Annotated in this window: 16 protein-coding genes; 15 read left to right on the top strand and 1 reads right to left on the bottom strand. The window is 75.4% G+C overall.

Annotated elements, in window-relative coordinates:
- Window positions 1–332 precede the first annotated feature (332 nt).
- From ABTZ03_RS24685 to ABTZ03_RS24670, 4 genes are all read left to right on the top strand, one after another.
- The gene (locus ABTZ03_RS24685; protein WP_350515247.1) at window positions 333–578 is read left to right on the top strand and encodes a phosphopantetheine-binding protein; all 246 of its coding nucleotides are present in this window, start codon (window positions 333–335) and stop codon (window positions 576–578) included.
- Window positions 575–1,792 (top strand): beta-ketoacyl-[acyl-carrier-protein] synthase family protein, encoded by a 1,218-nt coding sequence (locus tag ABTZ03_RS24680; RefSeq protein WP_350515246.1) that lies wholly within the window; start codon window positions 575–577, stop codon window positions 1,790–1,792. The genes ABTZ03_RS24685 and ABTZ03_RS24680 overlap by 4 nt, the downstream gene beginning before the upstream one ends.
- Window positions 1,793–1,856: 64 nt before the next feature.
- Window positions 1,857–3,599, top strand: coding sequence for an acyl-CoA dehydrogenase family protein (locus ABTZ03_RS24675; RefSeq protein WP_350515245.1), 1,743 nt, complete (start codon window positions 1,857–1,859; stop codon window positions 3,597–3,599).
- Between the two features lie 26 nt (window positions 3,600–3,625).
- Window positions 3,626–4,696 carry a beta-ketoacyl-ACP synthase III gene (locus tag ABTZ03_RS24670; protein WP_350515244.1) on the top strand — a complete coding sequence of 357 codons (1,071 nt, stop codon included), beginning with the start codon at window positions 3,626–3,628 and terminating at the stop codon, window positions 4,694–4,696.
- Window positions 4,697–4,750: 54 nt separating this feature from the next.
- Here the strand turns inward: ABTZ03_RS24670 and ABTZ03_RS24665 are convergent, their stop codons facing one another.
- Entirely contained in the window at window positions 4,751–5,686 is a 936-nt protein-coding gene (locus ABTZ03_RS24665) for a helix-turn-helix transcriptional regulator (RefSeq protein WP_350515243.1), read from the bottom strand.
- 403 nt (window positions 5,687–6,089) lie between these two features.
- Between ABTZ03_RS24665 and ABTZ03_RS24660 the strand changes: the two genes are divergently transcribed.
- The 11 genes from ABTZ03_RS24660 (at window position 6,090) to ABTZ03_RS24610 (ending at window position 18,475) form a co-directional block, all read left to right on the top strand.
- Window positions 6,090–6,356, top strand: a complete 267-nt coding sequence (locus ABTZ03_RS24660; protein ID WP_350515242.1) for a hypothetical protein — start codon at window positions 6,090–6,092, stop codon at window positions 6,354–6,356.
- Between the two features lie 229 nt (window positions 6,357–6,585).
- Window positions 6,586–6,798 (top strand): hypothetical protein, encoded by a 213-nt coding sequence (locus ABTZ03_RS24655; RefSeq protein WP_350515241.1) that lies wholly within the window; start codon window positions 6,586–6,588, stop codon window positions 6,796–6,798.
- A 142-nt stretch (window positions 6,799–6,940) separates the two neighbouring features.
- On the top strand, window positions 6,941–7,930 hold the full coding sequence (locus ABTZ03_RS24650; protein WP_350515240.1) for an AfsR/SARP family transcriptional regulator: 990 nt from the start codon (window positions 6,941–6,943) through the stop codon (window positions 7,928–7,930).
- Between the two features lie 146 nt (window positions 7,931–8,076).
- Complete coding sequence (locus ABTZ03_RS24645) at window positions 8,077–10,818, top strand: penicillin acylase family protein (RefSeq protein ID WP_350515239.1); 2,742 nt, start codon at window positions 8,077–8,079, stop codon at window positions 10,816–10,818.
- A gap of 331 nt (window positions 10,819–11,149) precedes the next feature.
- Window positions 11,150–12,208: a ketoacyl-ACP synthase III family protein gene (locus tag ABTZ03_RS24640; protein ID WP_350515238.1), complete on the top strand. Its 1,059-nt coding sequence runs from the start codon at window positions 11,150–11,152 to the stop codon at window positions 12,206–12,208.
- A complete protein-coding gene (locus ABTZ03_RS24635; RefSeq protein WP_350515237.1) occupies window positions 12,205–13,743 on the top strand; it encodes a class I adenylate-forming enzyme family protein in 1,539 nt (512 codons plus the stop codon). The genes ABTZ03_RS24640 and ABTZ03_RS24635 overlap by 4 nt, the downstream gene beginning before the upstream one ends.
- Entirely contained in the window at window positions 13,733–15,067 is a 1,335-nt protein-coding gene (locus ABTZ03_RS24630) for a type III PLP-dependent enzyme domain-containing protein (protein WP_350515236.1), read from the top strand. The genes ABTZ03_RS24635 and ABTZ03_RS24630 overlap by 11 nt, the downstream gene beginning before the upstream one ends.
- A 124-nt stretch (window positions 15,068–15,191) precedes the next feature.
- Complete coding sequence (locus ABTZ03_RS24625) at window positions 15,192–15,473, top strand: phosphopantetheine-binding protein (protein WP_350515235.1); 282 nt, start codon at window positions 15,192–15,194, stop codon at window positions 15,471–15,473.
- Between the two features lie 38 nt (window positions 15,474–15,511).
- On the top strand, window positions 15,512–16,543 hold the full coding sequence (locus ABTZ03_RS24620; RefSeq protein ID WP_350515234.1) for a TauD/TfdA family dioxygenase: 1,032 nt from the start codon (window positions 15,512–15,514) through the stop codon (window positions 16,541–16,543).
- Window positions 16,544–16,729: 186 nt separating this feature from the next.
- Complete coding sequence (locus ABTZ03_RS24615; RefSeq protein WP_350515233.1) at window positions 16,730–17,914, top strand: tryptophan 2,3-dioxygenase; 1,185 nt, start codon at window positions 16,730–16,732, stop codon at window positions 17,912–17,914.
- Window positions 17,915–18,247: 333 nt separating this feature from the next.
- On the top strand, window positions 18,248–18,475 hold the full coding sequence (locus tag ABTZ03_RS24610; RefSeq protein WP_350515232.1) for an MbtH family protein: 228 nt from the start codon (window positions 18,248–18,250) through the stop codon (window positions 18,473–18,475).
- The last annotated feature ends 1 nt before the right edge of the window (window position 18,476 follow it).

Genomic DNA, 18,476 nt, shown 5'->3' with positions numbered 1-18,476 from the left:
GCCCGCTTCAACATCAGCAGGTCACACCGTCTTTACTGCCGACGGGAAGGCGTACGGCTCGGCCGGGCCGCACGTCGGCCCGGCTGATCATCCCCCCGGCGCCGAGACTACTGCAGGGCTCCGCCACGGCGGGCGGGCGGGGGGCGGGCCCGTACAAGGACTTCACAAGTCGGGCGGCACCGTCCGGCCCCCGGCGGCGGTTTCCGGCAACGTGGTGTCGATCACAGGATAACGCCCGTACCCCTGGGGGGATTTGTCCGGAAGGTCTTCGAGGGGGCGTGATAGGGTCCCTCTGGTTCCAAGTCAAATACTGTTCTTACGGGGTGAATTGAATGACTGACGACCTGTCACTCGCCATTCGCGGCATTCTGGTGGACGACCTGGAGGTCGACGCCGACCAGATCACCCCCGACGCGCTGCTCGATTCCCTCGAATTGGATTCGCTCGCCGCGGTCGAGCTCATCACCCTGCTCCAGGAGCAGTTCGGGGTCGACATCTCCGCCGAGGAGAGCCGACTGGGCAAGATGACCTTCGCCGAGCTGGTCGAGCTCGTGCAGTCCGGCGTGGGCGTGGCATGATCCACCCCTTTCCGGCCGCGGTCACCGGGGCCGGGCTGATCACCCCGGCCGGGATCGGCGTGCCGGAGACCTGGCGGACCGTCCTGGAGCCGCGCGACCTCGCGGTCGAGGACGAGGCGGCGAAGAGCGCGGGCGCCCCCTTCTGCCTGCGGGTGCCGGCCTTCGGGCCCGAGGTCCTCAAGGGCAAGGGCACCGCGCACGTCGACCCGTTCATCCGCTACGCCCTGGTCGCCGTCGAGGAGGCGATCCAGGAGTCCGGGCTCGACCCGGCCGCCTGGGACGGGAACCGGGTCGGCGTGGTGGTCGGCACCGGGATCGGCGGCGTGGGGACCCTCAGCGCCGCCCAGGACCGGTACGCCGCGCGCGGACCCGAGGGCGTCACCCCCTACCTGCACCCGCGGTCACTGGCCAACATGGCCGTCGGCACCATCGCGTCCCGCTACGGCGTCAACGGCCCGTGCCACACCGTGGTGTCCGCCTGCGCCTCCGGCGCCGCCGCCATCGGCATCGCCCGTGACCTGCTGCGCACCGGCGCCTGCGACACCGTCATCGCGGTCGGCACCGAGGCCGCGGTGGTCCCGGTCGTGGTGGCCGGCTTCGCCCGGATGGGCGCGCTGTCCAAGCGGGCCGACGCCCGCGCCTCCCGGCCGTTCGCCGCCGACCGCGACGGCTTCGTCATCTCCGAGGGCGCCGCCGCCCTCGTGCTGGAGACGCCCGAGGCCGCGGCCCGCCGCCGGGCCACGGAGCTCGGCCGGGTCCTCGGATACGGCTGCACCACCGACGCCCACCACCCGACCGACCCCCGCCCGGACGGCGCCCAGGCCGAGGCCGCCGTGCGGCAGGCGCTCACGGACGCCGGCCTGCGGCCGGAGGACGTCGACCACGTCAACGCCCACGGCACCTCGACGCCGAAGAACGACCGGATCGAGGGCGAGCTGCTGGCCCGGCTGTTCCCGCACCGCCCGCCGGTCACCTCCAACAAGGGCGTGCTCGGCCACACCCTGGGGGCCGCCGGCGCGATCGAGGCCGTGCTGTCCCTGTGCGCCCTCCGGGACGGCGTGGTGCCGCCGGTGGCGCACACCGAGACGGTGGACCCGCAGCTGCCCGGGCTGGACCTCGTGCTCGGCGCGCCCCGCCGCGTCGCGCCCTCCGTGGTGGTCAGCAACTCCTTCGGCTTCGGTGGCACCAACTCCGCCCTGGTCCTGGGGAACTGAGCGCCGAACCCTCCCGGCGGCCGGGTGCCAGCGCCCCGGCCGCCGTCGATCGATGGGACCCGACATGACCGACAAGCGCGTGACCGCGCTGACCCGCCTCCTCGCCGAGCCCGACTTCGCCGAGGTCCGGCCCGCCGAGCAGGGGCTGCACGCCTACAGCCTGCAGACGCTGCACCGGGCCCGGATGCTCAACTCCGCCGGTGTCACGGCCAATTCGCTGTGGCTGGGCCGCGGGGACACCGGCGAGTTCGCCGACTTCCTGCGCACGATGGGCTGGATCGGCGCCTACGACGCCTCGCTGGCGAACGTCCTCGTCTCGCACCAGATCGCCGGCGACGCCCTGCTCAGCCACGCCGATCCCGACCAACTCGCGCAGTACGGGCCCGAGATCGACCGGATGACGAAGGTCTACTGCTTCGCGGCCTCGGAGCTGCACGCCGGCTCCGACCTCAAGCGGATCGGCACCACCGCGACCTACCGGCACGCCGACCGCAGCCTGGTGCTGCACACCCCGGAGCCCGCCGACAGCAAGATCTGGATCGGGAACAGCCTGTACACCGGGGACGTCGCCATGGTGCTGTCCCGCGTCGTCGTCGACGGCCGGGACGAGGGGCACCACTGGCTGCGCGTGCCGCTGCGCGCGGACGGCCGGCTGATCGAGGGCGTCACCGTCCGCGGCGCCGAGCCCAAGGGCGGGGTCGAGGCCAACCAGACCGGCATCATCGGCTTCGACCGGTACGTCCTGCCGCTGTCGGGCCTGATGAGCCGCTGGGCGCGGATCGACGAGCAGGGGCGGTACCACTCCCCGCTCAAGCGCTACCGCCGGTTCGACGAGTGCCTGGCCACCTTCACCCACGAGCGGCTCTTCCCGACCGCAGGGTCGGGCATGGCCCAGCGGCTCGCCTGCGCCGTGACCGTCCGCTTCGCCGACCGCAAGAAGGCGTTCGGCGGCCCACTGCTCAGCCACCCCCACTACCGGATGCGGCTGCGCACCGCCGCGGGCCGGGCCACCGCGGCCAAGCACGCGCTGGAGGCGCTGACCGCCGTCGCGGTCGACCGCCACGACGACGGCCGGGCCCCGTCCGAGGACCGACTGCTGCACGCCCTGGTGGCCTGCGGCAAGACCGGCAGCACCGGCGACGCCCGGCACACCCTCGCGGACGCCCGGGAGCTGTGCGGCGGCCTCGGCTACCACCGGCTGAACCAGATCTCGCCGTTGCAGCACGACTACGAGATCGCGGTGACCTTCGGCGGGGACAACACCGTGCTCGGCTACCAGGCCTCGCGCTTCGCCCTGCGCGAGCGCGCGGCGCTGGCCACCCTGCTCGACGCCGCGGTCCGCACCGACCGGGGCGCCCCGCGCCTGCTGGAGGTCATGCGCGCGGTCTGCGAACAGCTGCTGGCGGACGTCGACCGCGAGGGCCCCGGCGCGGCCAGCACCGCCTGGTCCCGGGCCGTCTACCAGACCCTCGCCCTCGGCCACTGGGCCGAGCACGAGCCGACCGGCACCGGACAGGCGCTGCTGCGGCACTACGCGGCCGGCTGCGTCCTGGAGCACGGGGTGACCGCGCTGCGGGCCGGCGTGCTGACCCAGGAGGAGTTCCTGCGGATCGCCGACCTGCACGCGGAGGAGGGCGCGGCACCGCTGGAGGCCGCGGACCTGCTCAAGGTGCTCGACGTGCCCGAGGCCCTCGTCACCGCCCCGATCGCCCACACCGACTTCGCCGAGCGCCACCTCGCGAAGGCCACCGTGCAGCCGGTCGACGGGCCGGGGTCCACGGCCGTCCCGGTCGGCGACCCGGCGTGACCGCCCGTCCGGAGGGACCCCGAGAGATGCCCGCCGGCCGTGCCGTCGTCACGGGCATCGGCAGCTGCCTGCCGCCCGACGTGGTGACCAACGACGACCTGTCCCGGGTCCTGGACACCTCGCACGACTGGGTCTTCAGTCGGACCGGGATCGCCCGACGGCACGTGGTCGGGCCCGGGACGAGCACCGGCGACCTCGGCACGGCCGCCGGGGCCGCCGCCCTGGAGTCGGCCGGACGCCGGGGCTGCGACCTGGTGCTGCTGGTCACCACCACCCCCGACCAGCCGTGTCCGGCCACCGCCCCGCAGATCGCCGCGCGGCTGGGGATGACCGGCGTGCCGGCCTTCGACCTGTCGGCGGTGTGCTCCGGCTTCGTCTACGGGCTCGACGTCGCCTCGGCGATGATCGGCTCCGGCCGCTACGACAGCGTGCTGCTGATCGGCGCGGAGACCTACTCCACCATCATCGATCCGACCGACCGCAACACCGCCGTGCTGTTCGGCGACGGGGCGGCGGCCGTGGTGCTGGAACGCGGGACGGCCGGCGACCCCGGCGAGGTGCTCCACGCCGAACTGGGCAGCGACGGCGGCCGGTCCGAGCTGATCACCGTCCCCGGCGGCGGGTCGCGGGCCCCGCACCCCGTCGTCGACGAGGCCTCGCGCTACTTCCAGATGGTCGGCAAGGAGGTCTACACCCGGGCGGTGGAGACCATGACGCGCTCCGCCCGCGGCGTCGCCGAGGCGGTGGGCTGGCCGCTGGAGCAGATCGACGCGTTCGTCGGCCACCAGGCCAACGCGCGGATCCTGCGCGCGGTGGGCCGACGCCTGGGCGTCCCCACCGAACGGATCGTCTGCCACCTGGCCGAGGTGGGCAACACCGCGGCGGCCTCCATCCCGCTGGCCCTCGCCTGGGCGGCCGGTCAGGACCGGCTGGCCGCCGGTGACCGCGTCCTGCTGACCGCCTTCGGCGGCGGCCTGACCTGGGGGTCGGTCGCCCTCCGCTGGCCCGAGGTCACTGCGGTCCGGGCCGAGGTCGGCCTCCCCGGCGCGCCGGTCGCCGTGGGCGAGGGCCGCCCCGCACGGCCCGTCGCCGGCTGACCGCCGCGCGCGGCACACCGTCGGCCGACCGCCCCGCCGCATCCGGCGGGGCGGTCAGAGCAGGTTGCGCTCGGTGACCCGCTGGCCGAGCTGGAACCGGCTCTGGGCGTCGAACTGCTCCATCAGGTCGGTGATCATCCGGCGCTCGGTGCGCAGCGAGACGCCGAGCCGGCGCGCGGCCGCCTCGTCGGTGAGGCCGGCGGACAGCAGCCGCAGCAGTTCGCGCTGCTGCGGGGTGATCTCGCCGGCCGGGGTGACGGGGGCGGCGCCGAGCACCTCGGACTGCTCCCAGACCTGGTCGAAGAGCGCGCACAGCCCGGCGACGGCGCCGCGTTCGCGGATCACGGCGACGCCCAGGGTCAGGCCCTCCGGATCGACCGGGACCATCGCGACCTCGCGGTCCACGATCTGCATCCGCATCGGCAGGACGCTGGTGGTACGGGTCTCGCCGCCGTGCTCGGCGAGCCAGTTGGCGTGCTCGACGCTGCCCGGGTCGTTGCGGATGCTGCTCAGGTAGATGGTCTTGACCTTGACCCCGCGGTCCAGCAGGGTCCGGGTGATCGGGCGGCTGGCCGCTCGGTTCTCCGGGGTCTGCTTGCCGCCGGGGGCGAAGGACAGGGTCTCGCTGTGCGCCTGGGCGCCCAGTTCCTCCAGCCGGGCCCGGATCTCGTCCAGGCCGGTCAGGTGCTCGATGCCGCCGCTGCCCTCCTCCGGGCGCAGCATGGAGTACTCGGCGACCAGTCCGGCGATCGCGGCCCGGCTCGACTCCATCTCGTGCTGCTTGCGCGCGATCTCGGCCTGCCGGCGGGCGATCAGCGCCTCGAAGGCCACCTTGGGGCTGACCGTGCGCATCGCGCCGCCGCCCTCCCAGGAGGGGCGGATCAGCTCCTGGTCGGCCAGCTCGTCCATCGCGGCCCGCACCTCGGCCTCGACCCAGCCGAGCGACTCGGTGATCCGGGCGACGCCCCAGGTCGGCTGACTCAACATCAAGCGGTAGAGGGTTTCGGCCTGTTGTGAGAGTCCCAGCGTGGTCAGCATGCGATCGGCCCCCCGGCCATGAGACGGTCTGCGTCGCGAACCCTGCCCGTGGTTCGCGCACGCACTGTGTCGGACCCGTCGCCGTGGGCGAGCTTCTGGTCAGGTCCAGACCAGAAAATACCACCGCCCCGGAACACCCAGACACCCCCCGACCAGCGGTAACCCGCCACACTCCGGGAATCGGCCGGGGCCGGGAACGGGCCGCGAACGGGCCGCCGACAAGAGGCGAACGGCCCTCCCCGAACGGGACGCACGGTGGGATTCCGGACGTTCCGACTGGCACAGGCGCGCCATGGCAAGAACGTGCCGACGGATAGCCGCCCCATCGGTTCCCCGCTTCCCCCATCGTTGCAGCGTGCTCGTCATCCCCTTCACGTTGAACCGCCCACGCGCCGCGCCCGTTCCGGCCGACGGCACGGTCACCGCCGCCCTGCGCGCCGCCGCCCTGCTCCACGAGGGCCCGGAGCACCTCCGGGTGCACGAGTCGCGCGCCGGTGCGCGCGGCGTGCTGTTCGCGATCGCCCCGAGCATGGACGCGGCCCGCGCCCTGTGCCTGGCGGTCTGCGCCCGGGCGATCGCCGAAACCCCTGAACTGACAGGGTGGTTAGTGGACGTCCTGTAGTCGGCGCACCGCCGGCACCGTCCGGCCGGAGCCACTGGCACAGTCCGGCCGGAGCCCCCTGACACAGATATGCCAACGGCAGATCGTGTCACCCGAGAGCCGGGACAACCGGCTTGCGAGCCCGGCAGAATCGATCTCGTCGAAGCGCGGCGAGCAGCAGCACCAACCGCCGCCTCGCCACCACCCCTCCCTCAGCCACCGGGCATCCCCATGCCCGAAAGGAGTCACCATGGCCGCCAAGAAGCTCCGTCTCGTCTCCGCCCTCGCCGCCGCCGCCGCCGTCGTCCTGGGCCTCGGCGCCGGACTCGCCGAGGGCACCGCGAGCGCGGCGTCCGACCGCGGCACCGTCTCGGCCGCGGCCCAGGCCGCAGGCGCGGCCGCCCCGCAGGCCGGCAACCCCAAGGGCAACCCGCAGACCGACGACATGGGCTGGCAGTTCTGAACCGGCAGCGGCCCACCCGGGCCCGCCACACCCCCGGTCCGCTCCGACCGGCCCAGGCCTCCTGATCCGTCCCACTCCCCGTCCCGGTTCCCACGACTGCGTCCGAGCCCACCACACCACGCCCGGCTCGGCGGAGGCTGCCATGACCACTCCCCTCCTTCCGACCACCACCACGGACGGCCTCAGCTTCGAACTGCTGGGTGAGGTCCGGGGCTGGCGGGACGGCACCGAGATCCCGCTCGGGGCCCCGCGCCAACGCGCCCTGCTCGCCGTCCTCCTGCTGCGCGCCGGCTCGCCCGTCGGCCGCGACCAGCTGATCGACGGGATCTGGGGCGACACCACCGTCGCGGACGGCGCCAACCTGGTGCAGGCGTACGTCTCCAAGCTGCGCCGGCTCTTCGAACCCGCCCGGGCACCGCGCACCGCCGGCGGCGTCCTCACCCGGGTCGGTGCCTCCTACCGGCTCTCCATCGGTCCCACCCAGTACGACCTCGGCCGCTTCGAGCAGTCGGTGGCCGACGCCCGCACGCTGCGCTCGGCCGGACGGTCCGAGGCCGCCGAGCGGACCCTGGCCGCCGCCCTCGACTCCTGGGCCGGACCGGCGCTCACCGGGGTCAGCGGCCCGCTGCTCGACGTCGAGCGGGCCCGGCTCGCGGAGCTGCGGCTCGCGGCGGTCGAGGAGCACGCCGAGCTCGCGCTCCAACTCGGCGGCCACGCCCGCCTGGTGCCGCACCTGCTCGTCCTCACCACCGAGCACCCGTACCGCGAGCGGCTCTGGGCCCTGCTGATGACCGCGCTCTACCGGGGCAGCCGGCAGGCCGACGCACTCGCCGCCTACCAGCGGGCCCGGCACACCCTGACCGAGAACCTCGGCCTGCTGCCGGGGCCGGAGCTGCGCGGGGTCGAGGAGGCGATCCTCGCCGGTCGCCCCGACCCGCTCGCCCTCGCCCCGGTCCACCCGGTCCACCCGGCGCCGGACGCGGCGCCGGCCCACGACACCCCGCCGTACCGGACCGAGCCGGCGACCCGTCGCCCGCACCTGGCCCTGGTCGGCACCGGCTCGGCCGGGCCCGCACCGCGCGCGTTCGCCCACGGTCCCTGGACCGACGCGGGCGCCCGACTGGCCCGCTGAGCCACCCGGACCTCCCCGTCGCCCGCCCCCTCGTCCCCTCTCGTTCGCTCTCCGTTCCCCGCCGCCGTGCGCTCGTTGCCCGCCCACCTGCGCACGGCGGCGCTCGCCATGCCCGGATCCCCGTCGAGACAAGGAAGCACCGCCCCGTGACAGTCCAGACCGACACCGCCGCGCCGGACGATCCGCGCCCGGCCGCCCAACCCGTTCCGGAGGCCGGGCCCGAACCCTCCGGCACCCTGGCGCCGGCCGCGGACCCCGCCGACCCCGCAGCCGTCCCGGCACCCGACCCCGCAGCCGACCCCGCGCCCGCACCGCCGACCCGGCGCCGGCGCGTGCTGCGGATCCTCAAGCGCACCGCGATCGTCCTCACCGCCCTGGTCCTGCTGGCGGCCGGCAGCCTGGCCGGGTACGCGTACTGGACGGTCGGGCGCTCGCTGCCGCAGCTGTCCGGCGGCACCACCGTGCCGGGCCTGCACGGCGGGGCCCGGATCGTCCGGGACGCCTCCGGCATCCCGCAGATCTACGCCGACAACGCCCACGACCTCTTCCTCGCCGAGGGCTACGCCCAGGCGCAGGACCGGTTCTGGCAGATGGACGTCCAGCGGCACGTCACCGCCGGCCGGCTGGCCGAGATGTTCGGCCCCAGCGAGGTGCAGACCGACAAGGTGGCCCGCACCTTCGGCTGGCGCCGGGTGGCCGAGCAGGAGGTGACGATGCTGTCGCCGCAGACCCAGGAGTACCTGCGGGCCTTCTCCGACGGCGTCAACGCCTACCTCGCCAAGCACCAGGGCGCCGAGCTGTCGGTGGAGTACCCGGTGCTCGGCTTCGTCTCCGGGGACTACCGCCCGGAGCAGTGGACCCCGGCCGACTCGGTCTCCTGGCTGAAGACCATGGCCTGGAACCTCAACACCGGCATGATCGACCAGTTCCAGCACGCGATGCTGCCCGCCGACCTGCCGGACGGGGCGTCCGACGACCTGTTCCCCGGCTACGACTACCAGCGCTGGGCGCCCATCGTCGCCGACCCGGCCCCGGCCGCCCCCGCCGCCCCGGCCGCGCCCGCCACCCCGGCTGCGCCCGCCGACCCCGCGCCCGGCGTCCCCGCCGCGGCCTCGGCCGCGCTGGCCGACAGCGCGCGCGTGCGCACCGTGCTGGCCGCCGTGCTCGGCCCCCAGGGCACCGGCATCGGGTCCAACTCCTGGGTGGTGAGCGGCAGCCGCACCACCACCGGCAAGCCGCTGCTGGAGAACGACCCGCACCTGACCCCGTCGCTCCCGGGCGTCTGGTACCAGGTCGGTCTGCACTGCACCACGATCGGCCCGGACTGCGCCTACGACGTCAGCGGCTTCACCTTCGCCGGCATGCCGGGCGTGGTGATCGGCCACAACGCCACCATCTCCTGGGGCTTCACCGACCTCGGCGCCGCCGACTCCGACCTGTTCGTGGAGCGGGTCAGCGGCTCCGAGTACGAGCACGAGGGCAAGCAGCTGCCGCTGACCGTCCGGCAGGAGACGATCAAGGTGGCGGGCGGGCGGCCGGTCGACCTGACCGTCCGGTCCACCCTGCACGGCCCGCTGATCTCGGACGTGCTCAAGTCCGCGGGCGAGGTGGCCGACCACGGCCGGGTGCCGGACGTCCCGGCGCACGGCGACCAGGACGGCTACGCGGTGGCCATGCAGTGGACCGCGCTCGACCCCGCCCCCACCGTGGACGCCCTGTTCGCCCTGGACCGGGCCAAGGACTGGAACGAGTTCCGCGCCGCCGCCGCGGTCTTCGCCTCCCCGGTGCAGAACATGATCTACGCGGACACCGCCGGCAACATCGGCTACCAGACGCCCGGCCGGATCCCGGTCCGCAAGGCCGGCGACAGCCGCCGCCCCGTCCCGGGCTGGACCGGGGCCTACGACTGGACCGGCTACCTGCCCTTCGACCAGCTGCCCACCAGCTTCAACCCGCCCGAGGGCTACATCGTCACCGCCAACAACGCGGTCGTCGGCCCGAACTACCCGCACCTGATCGGCAGCGACTGGGGCACCGGCTACCGCAGCAAGCGGATCGCCGACCTGATCGAGCAGGGCGGCAAGCTGGACGTCGCCGCGATGGAGCGGATCACCCAGGACACCTGGAACGGCAACGCCGCCACCCTGGTGCCCCACCTGCTCCAGGTCCAGGTCGCCGACGGCACCCGCCCGGCCCAGGAGCTGCTGCGCGGCTGGGACTTCACCCAGGGCGCCGACTCGGCACCGGCCGCCTACTTCAACGCGGTCTGGCGCGAACTGCTCAAGGAGGCGTTCACCGACCGGCTGAGCCGGGCCGGGGTCAAGAGCTACGCCTACCCGGACGGCGGCGGCCGCTGGTTCGACGTGGTGCGCGGCCTGCTCGACAAGCCGGACAGCCTCTGGTGGACCAGCACCGCCGACCCCTCCGTCCAGGGCCGCGACGCGATGCTGCGCCGGGCCATGGACCAGGCCGCCACCGACCTGCGCAAGCGGCTGGGCGACCAGCCCGCCAAGTGGCGCTGGGGCGCCCTGCACACCCTGACGCTGGAGAACCCGACCCTGGGCACCGCCGGCCCGGCCCCCCTGCAGTGGCTGCTGAACGCCGACCCGGTCGGCGTCGGCGGCGGCACCGACACCGTGCTGGCCAACGGCTGGGACCCGCAGAAGGGGTACGACGTGATCTGGGTCCCCTCGATGCGGATGGTGGTCGACCTGGCGGACTTCGACCGCTCCCGCTGGATCAACCTGACCGGGGCCTCCGGCCACGCGACCTCCGACAACTACACGGACCAGGCCGGCCCGTGGGCCAGGGGCGAGAGCCTCGCCTGGCCGTACGGGGCCGCGGCGGTGGACGCCGCCGCCCGCCACCGGCTGAACCTCACCCCCTGAGTCCCAGCCGCTGAGTCCCCGCCCCTCCCGGTGCCCGGTCCCGCCCACGCGGGGCCGGGCACCGGCGTGCCCACGTTCGTCAGCGGACGTTCAGTGGACCGTCAGTGGGCCGTCAGTGGACCGTCAGTGGGCCGCCGGTGGCCGCCCGGTGGGCCGTCAGCGGCACCGCCCCGGGCGGTCAGCCGGCCGCCCGCACGCCGTCAGCCGGACACCAGCCGGCCGCCAACCGGGCGCCAGTGGAGGGCAACCGCGCGGCAGGCGACGGACGGAAGCATCGTCACCGACAGTCGCCCCGGCAGAGCGCTGCCATGGGGCCGGAGATCGGAGGGACATGCGCTGGGAGCAGGTGTACCTGGCCGGCACAGGTGTCTGGCTGGCCGACCGCGCGAACGCCGCGGACGCGGTCGCGGCCGGTGCGTACGACGCCGGGGAACACGCCGTCAACCGGATCGACTCGGTCAGTGCGGCCACCGCCGGCGGGCCGGACGACCTCGCCGCGCCGGAGATGGCGGTCCGCGCCGCCCGCACCGCGCTGCGCCGGTCGGGCCGCTCGGCGGAGCACGTCGGCACCGTCTTCCACAGCTACCTGTGGTTCCAGGGCGCCGAGTTGTGGCCGGCCGCCGCCTACGTGGCGCAGCACACGGTCGGCCCGGCGGTGCCCGCCTTCGACCTGCTGCAGCAGTGCAACGCCGGCCTGTCGGGGATGGAGCTGGCGGCCCGGCAGCTCCGGTCCGCCGAGCCCGGCCGGGACGAGGCCGTACTGCTGACCACCGCCGACCGCTTCGCCCCGCCCGCCTTCGACCGCTGGCGGGCCGAACGCGGCATGGTCTACGGCGACGGCGGCACCGCACTGGTGCTGAGCACCTCGCCCGAGCACGCGGTCGGCCAGCTGCTCGCCACCGCCACCAGGGTGGACAACTCCCTGGAGGGCCTGGCCCGGGGCACCGGGTTCCGGCCCGGCCCGGACGCGGCCGACCGGCCGGTGGACCTGGGCGCGCGGACCGAGGAGCACTTCCGGGAGCACCGCAACCTGCGGGCCGCGACGCTGCGCACCGCCGAGGTGGCGGCGGAGTCGATCCGGGCCGCGCTGGCCGAGGCCGACACCCCGATCGAGCGGATCGCCCGGGTGGTGCTCAACGCCACCGGGCACCAGCGGATGCAGTGGCAGCTGGAACAGCAGCTGGGCGTCGACGAGCGGCGCTCCACCTGGGAGTTCTGCCGCGAGGTGGGCCACCTGGGCGCCGGGGACCACGTCGCCGGGCTGAACGAGCTGCTGGAGACCGGCGAACTGGACGGCGGGGACCGGGTGTTGCTGGTCGGCGGGGGCACCGGCTACAGCTGCACCAGCGCGGTCGTCGAGATCACCGACCCCGCGGGCTGGTGCTCGTGAACACCGCCGTGACCGCGGGGACGTTCCCCGCCGATGCTGCGGCCGACGACGGCACCCTGGTCGTCGACCTGCTGGACGCGACCGCCGCCGCCCGCCCCGACGCCCCGGCCGTCCGGGACGACGGCGGCGCCTGGAGCTACGCCCAACTGGCCGACGCCAGCCGGACGGTGGCCGCCCGACTGCGGGGCCGCGGCGTCCGGCCCGGAGACCGGGTGGTCCTGCGACTGGGCAACCGACGGGAGTTCGTCGCGCTGTACTACGGCGTGCTGCGGGCCGGCGCCGTCGCGGTGCCGCTCAACCCGGAGCTGAAGCCCTTCGTGCTGCGCGGCGTGCTGGCGGACGCCGCACCCACCGTGGTGGTGCTCGACCCCGCCGAGGCCGAACCGGTCCGCGCAGCGGTCGCCGCCTGCGGTGCCCGGGCGGCCACGCCCGCCGAACTGCTGGCGGACGACGGGGTGATGGAGCACGGAACCGATGCCGTACGCCCGTCCGCCGACGCCGTCGCCCAGCTGATCTACACCTCGGGCAGCACCTCCGCGCCCAAGGGCGTGGTCTGCACCCACCGCCAGGTGGTCTTCGCCGCCCGCGCGATCGCCCGTCGGCTCGGCTACCGGCCGGACGACGTGGTGCTCACCGCGCTGCCGCTCTCCTTCGACTACGGCCTCTACCAGCTGCTGCTGGCCGCGATCGGCGGCTCCGCGCTGGTGCTGACCGACGCGAGCGCGCCGGTGCGGACCCTGACCGCGCTGCGCGAACACCGGGCCACCGTGGTGCCGGTGGTGCCCTCGCTGGCCGAGCTGCTCTGCCGGCTCGCGGCCCGCGGCACCCCGCCGGCGCACGTCCGGCTGTTCACCAACACCGGTGCGGCGCTCGCCGGTTCGACCATCGAGGCGCTGCGCTCCGGCTTCCCGGGCTCGGCCGTGGTGGCGATGTACGGGATCACCGAGTGCAAGCGGGTGACCGTGGCGGAGCCGGACGTCGACCGCGAACGCCCCGGCTCGGTGGGCCGGGCCCTGGACGGCACCACGGTCGAGGTGCTCGACGACCGGGGCCGCCCGCTGCCCCCGGGCGAGGTCGGCGAGATCGTCGTCGGCGGCCCGCACGTGATGTCCGGCTACTGGAACGCGCCCGACCTCACCGCCCGCCGCTACCGCCCCGACCCGCGCACCGGGCGGATCAGGCTGCACACCGGCGACCACGGCCGGCTGGACGAGGACGGCCACCTCTACTTCGCCGGGCGCCTCGACGACCAGTTCAAGCGGCGCGGCGTGCGGATGGGGACGCCGGAGATCGAGGCCGCCGCCCTGGACGTACCGGGCGTCCGGGCCGCCGCCGCGCTGCCGCCCCGGGACGGACTCGACCTGCGCCTGGTCGTCGCCGGCGAGGACGGCCTGACCGAGCGCGCGGTGATCGAGGGCCTGGAGCAGCGGCTGGAACCGGCGAAGGTGCCCGCCGGCTGCCGGATCCTCGCCCAACTGCCGCTCACCCCCAACGGCAAGATCGACCGGAAGGCGCTGGAGCACGATGCGCACTGACCACTCCCCCGCGCCCGAGCGGACGGCCGACCAGGACGAGCTGGCGGCCGACCTGGTCCGCCGCTACGGCAGCCCGCTGTACGTCTACGACCTGGACCGGGTCGCCCGGGCCGCCGCCGACCTGCGGGCGGCCCTGCCCGAACACTCCCGCCTCTACTACTCGTTGAAGGCCAACCCGCACCCCGAACTGGTCCGCGCCCTGCGGCTGGCCGGCTGCAGCCCGGAGATCTGCTCGACCGGCGAGCTCACCGCCGCGCTCGCGGCCGGCTTCGACGGGGCCGACTGCCTCTACGGCGGCCCGGGCAAGACCGCCGGGGAGCTGCGCACGGCCCTGGCCGCCGGGGTACGCACCTTCTCCGTCGAGTCGCCGGCCGACCTGCGCCGGGTCGGCGCCGAGGCCCGGGCCCTGGGCGTGACCGCGCGCTGCCTGCTGCGGATCAACGGCGCCGGGGCGGGCGCGGGCGTCGGCCTGCGGATGACCGGCGGGGCCTCCCAGTTCGGCCACGACATCACCGACGGCCTGCCGGACCTCGCCGAACTCACGGTGGAGGGAACGGAGTTGTGCGGGCTGCACTTCTTCCCGCTGACCAACGCCGGCGACCCGCAGGGGCTGCTCGCCGAAGCGGTCGCCTCGATCCGTACCGCCGCCGCACTGGAGGCCCACTGGGGCGTGCCGCTGCGGCTGCTCGACCTCGGCGGCGGCTTCGCCTGCCCGTACGCGGCACCGGGCGGGCGACCGCGCTACGACGAGCTGCGCGAGCCGCTGACGGCCGCGCTGGACGAGCACCTGCCGGGCTGGCGGGACCGGTTGGAGCCGGCCTTCGAGTCCGGCCGGTACCTGGTCGGCGACAGCGGGCGGCTGATCTGCACCGTCACCGAGGTGAAGGAGAGCCGGGGCACCACGTACGGCGTGCTGGACAGCGGGATCAACCACCTCGGCGGGCTCTCCGGGGTCGGCCGACTGCCGTCGCTGCGCGCCGAACCGCTGCGCCTGACCGGCACCGGGCCGGACACCGGAGCGGAGGCCGGAGCGGAGGCCGGACCGGACGCCGGACCGGATGCCGGGACCGGTGGCGCCGAACCGGCCCGGCGGGTCGCCCTGGTGGGGCCGCTCTGCACCCCCGCCGATGTGATCAGCCGAGCCGCCGAGACCGTCCCGCCGCGGGCCGGTGAGCTGCTGGCCGTGCCCAACGTCGGCGCGTACGGCGCCACCGCGAGCCTGCTCGGCTTCCTCAGCCGTCCGGCCCCGGCCGAGATCACCGTCCGGGACGGGCGGGTGGTCAGCGCCGACCGCCTCGTCCTCGAACGCGAGCCGCTCGCCTGACCCCGGCCCCCTCGTTCCACCGGCCACTCGGGACGGCCGGACCACGACCGCACCCATCGCACCGACCACCACCGCGACCACCACCGCGACCCCCTCCGGGTCGCCCCGCAAGGAGCTGAACACCATGACCACCACCGCCCCCTGGGACGAGCGGTACGAGGCCGTCCTGACCGACCTGCTGCCGCGCCTCGCCGAGGAGCGCCCGCTGCCCGCCGACCGCGAGCTGCGGACCGCCGGACTGGACTCGATGGCCACCGTCGAGCTGCTGGTACGGCTCGAAGAGGCCTACCGGATCGCCATCCCCGACGAGGAGTTGGACCGGGAGGCGTTCGAGACCGTCGGCAGCCTGTGGGCCGTGGTGGCCGCACAGCTCGACGCCGCACAGCTCGACCCCGCCCGCCCCTGACGCCCGTCCCGCGACGACCACGAGAAAGGCCGATACCCGTGCCGGTTGCACCGGACATCGACATCTCGGCACCGGACCTGGTGCTGACCGGGGCCGAGCGCACCGCGACCGAGCAGGTCGCCGCGCTGCTCTGCGCCCCACCGCAAGGCCTCGTCGACGACCCGGCCTGGGTGGCCGCGGTCCGCGACCGCTGGGAGGAGCTGCCCGCCCGGCTCCGCCGCACCCTGCGCGCCTTCCGCCGCGACCCCGGCGCGGGCGGCGCCCTGCTGGTGCGTGGCCTGCCGGTCGCCGCGTCCGCGCTCGGCCGCACCCCGCTGACCGGCGGCTCGGTGCAGCGCACCGCCACCGTCCCGGCCGCGGTGCTGATGCTCGCCGCGTGCGGGCTCGGCGACCCGGCCGCCTTCCGCCCCGAGAAGACCGGGGCGCTGGTGCAGGACGTCGTCCCGGTGCCAGGGCAGGAGGAGTTCCAGGGCAACGCCGGCTCGGTGCTGCTCACCTTCCACAACGAGAACGCCTTCCACCCGCACCGCCCGGACTTCGTCATGCTGCTCTGCCTGCGCGCCGACCCGGACGGGCTCGCCGGACTGCGCACCGCCTGCGTGCGCGAGGTGCTGCCCCTGCTGGACGAGCGGACCCGGGCGGACCTGCGGCGGCCGGAGTTCCGCACCGCCGCACCGCCCTCCTTCGGCTCCACCGACGGCACCCCCGCCCCGCACCCGGTGCTCGGCGGCGCGCCCGAGGACCCGGACCTGCGGGTGGACATGGCCGCCACCGAGCCGCTGACCGAGCGGGCCGCGGCCGCCCTGGCCGAGCTCCAGGACGCCTTCGAGCGCACCGCCCGGACCGTCCGGCTGGAACCCGGCGACCTGGCCGTGGTCGACAACCGGATCACCGTGCACGGACGCACCGCGTTCAGCCCGCGCTTCGACGGCACCGACCGGTGGCTCCAGCGCACCTTCGTCCTCGCCGACCTGCGCCGCTCGCGCGCCCACCGCGCCGAGGACGGCTACGTCCTGGCCGATCCGGCCCGGCCGGGCGACCCGGTGGACCCGGACGAGCCGCACGGCTGAGTCCCGCTCCACCACACCCCGCCTGCCCCGCCGCACACCAGCCACGCCACCCCCACAGCCTGGCCGGCCGCGGACCACCCGGTCCCCGGCCGGCCGGGCTGTGCCGTCCTGCCCACGCGCAGCCGCGCGCGGCAGCGCCACACCCCGGGCCGTTCCCGGCCCGACCGTCCACCGAACGGAGCCCCGATGACCACCGCCCTCTCCCCGGCCCCGCCCACCGGGCCGGTCCCCGACGCCACCCCCGCCCCCGGGGTCGACGGCCCCAGCCTGGCCGCCGCCCGGCCGGACCGGGCCGACCTCGACCCGGGCCACGCCCTGGGCGAGCTGGCCCGCTGGCGGCGCGAGGACGCGGCCGCCGACCGCTTCCCGTACCGGGCCGTGCTCGGCCACTACCGGGCGGTCGGCAAGAACGCGGTCGGCGAGGAGCTGCTGACCGCCCTGCGTGCCGTCGAACCCCACGGCCCCGCCGGGGCGGTGGACCCCGCGGCGCAGCTGCTCGCGGACTGGCTGCCCCAGGTGGTGGACGGCCAGCAGGGGGACTACGACAGCTACCTGGGCACGCCGGTCTACACCTCGCTGACCGCCGCCGGGGCGGGCCCGGACCAGGTGATCACCGCCCTGCTCGCCGAGGTGGTGGCGACCGAGGCCGCCGTCCTCGCCGGGAACCCGGCCGGCCTGCCCCGCACCCGGGCCGCGCTGCGCGCCCTCGCGGCGGCGGCCGGGATCCCGGCGCTGATCCCCGGCGAGTCGGAGGACCTCGTCGCGGCCTGCGCCGAGGCGGTCGCCGTCGCGCGGCAGGCCGTGCCGGCCGGGGTGCTGCGGGCGGTGGAGCTGACGCTGACGCCGACCACCCGCGGCCACGACGAGCAGATGTTCATCCGGGTGATCCAGATCTTCGAGGCGGTCTTCGCCGCCGTCGGCCGGGCCGTGGCCGGGGCGACCGAGGCGGTGGCCGCCGGCCGGGCCGACCTGGCCCGGGACCTGCTGGCCGAGGCGGTCCGCCAGCTGGCCGGGACGTCCGGGGTGTTCCGGGTGCTGACCACCATGCCCAAGGACGCCTTCGCGGTGATCCGGGCCAACACCGACGGGCGCAGCGCCGTCCAGTCCAGGTCCTACCGGGGCGTCGAGCGGTCCTGCCCCACGCTGCACCTCGCGCTGCTGGAGAGCGGCCTGCCGCAGGAAGAACTCCAGCCGGTCATGGCCGAGTTGGACGAGGCCTGGGGAGCGATGAAGCGCACCCACTGGGGCATCACGATGAAGATCATCGGCTCGGTGCCCGGCACCGGCGGCACGGCCGGCGCCGCCTATCTGCGCGAGGCCGCCGAGGCCCGGCTGTTCCCCGCCCTCCGCCGGGCGCAGCCGGCCGGCTGAGGGCTTCGGTCGACGTTCAGTGGGCCTTCAGTCGGCCTTCAGTCGACCGTCAGTGCGCCGCCGGTCGGCCCCCGGCCGGCCGTCGGTACGGCGTCGGTGCGCGGCCGGTGCCCCACCGGTCGGACGCCGGAGCCGCGTCCGGATCCCCCCAGCTCGGGCCCAGACCCGGCCAGGTCCGCGGTCAGGCCGGGCCAAGGCCGCGGTCAGGGCGGAACGACAGCCTTGAGCACAGGTCGCCCGGCCCGCGCGGACCCCGCGCCGGGCGGCGACCGGACCCCGCCACCCGCACACCCCGGCACATCCCGGAACACCTCCACCGATCGGAGCGCAGTCATGAGCAACGAGGACACCACCGTCTACCAGGTCGTCGTCAACCACGAGGAGCAGTACTCGATCTGGCCCGCCGACCGGGAGCTGCCGGCCGGCTGGCGGGCCGAGGGCCCGCAGGGCGAGAAGGCCCAGTGCCTGGCCCACATCGACGAGGTGTGGACCGACATGCGGCCGCTGAGCCTGCGCCGGGCGATGGAGCAGCAGGCCGGGGCGGTCCCGGCCGCCGGCTGAC

Origin of the sequence: Kitasatospora sp. NPDC096077, from assembly GCF_040303245.1 — a bacterium.
In the GTDB taxonomy this organism is placed as follows: domain Bacteria; phylum Actinomycetota; class Actinomycetes; order Streptomycetales; family Streptomycetaceae; genus Kitasatospora.
Note: the sequence above shows the minus strand (reverse complement) of the source record. Positions and strands in the feature narration are given on the sequence as shown.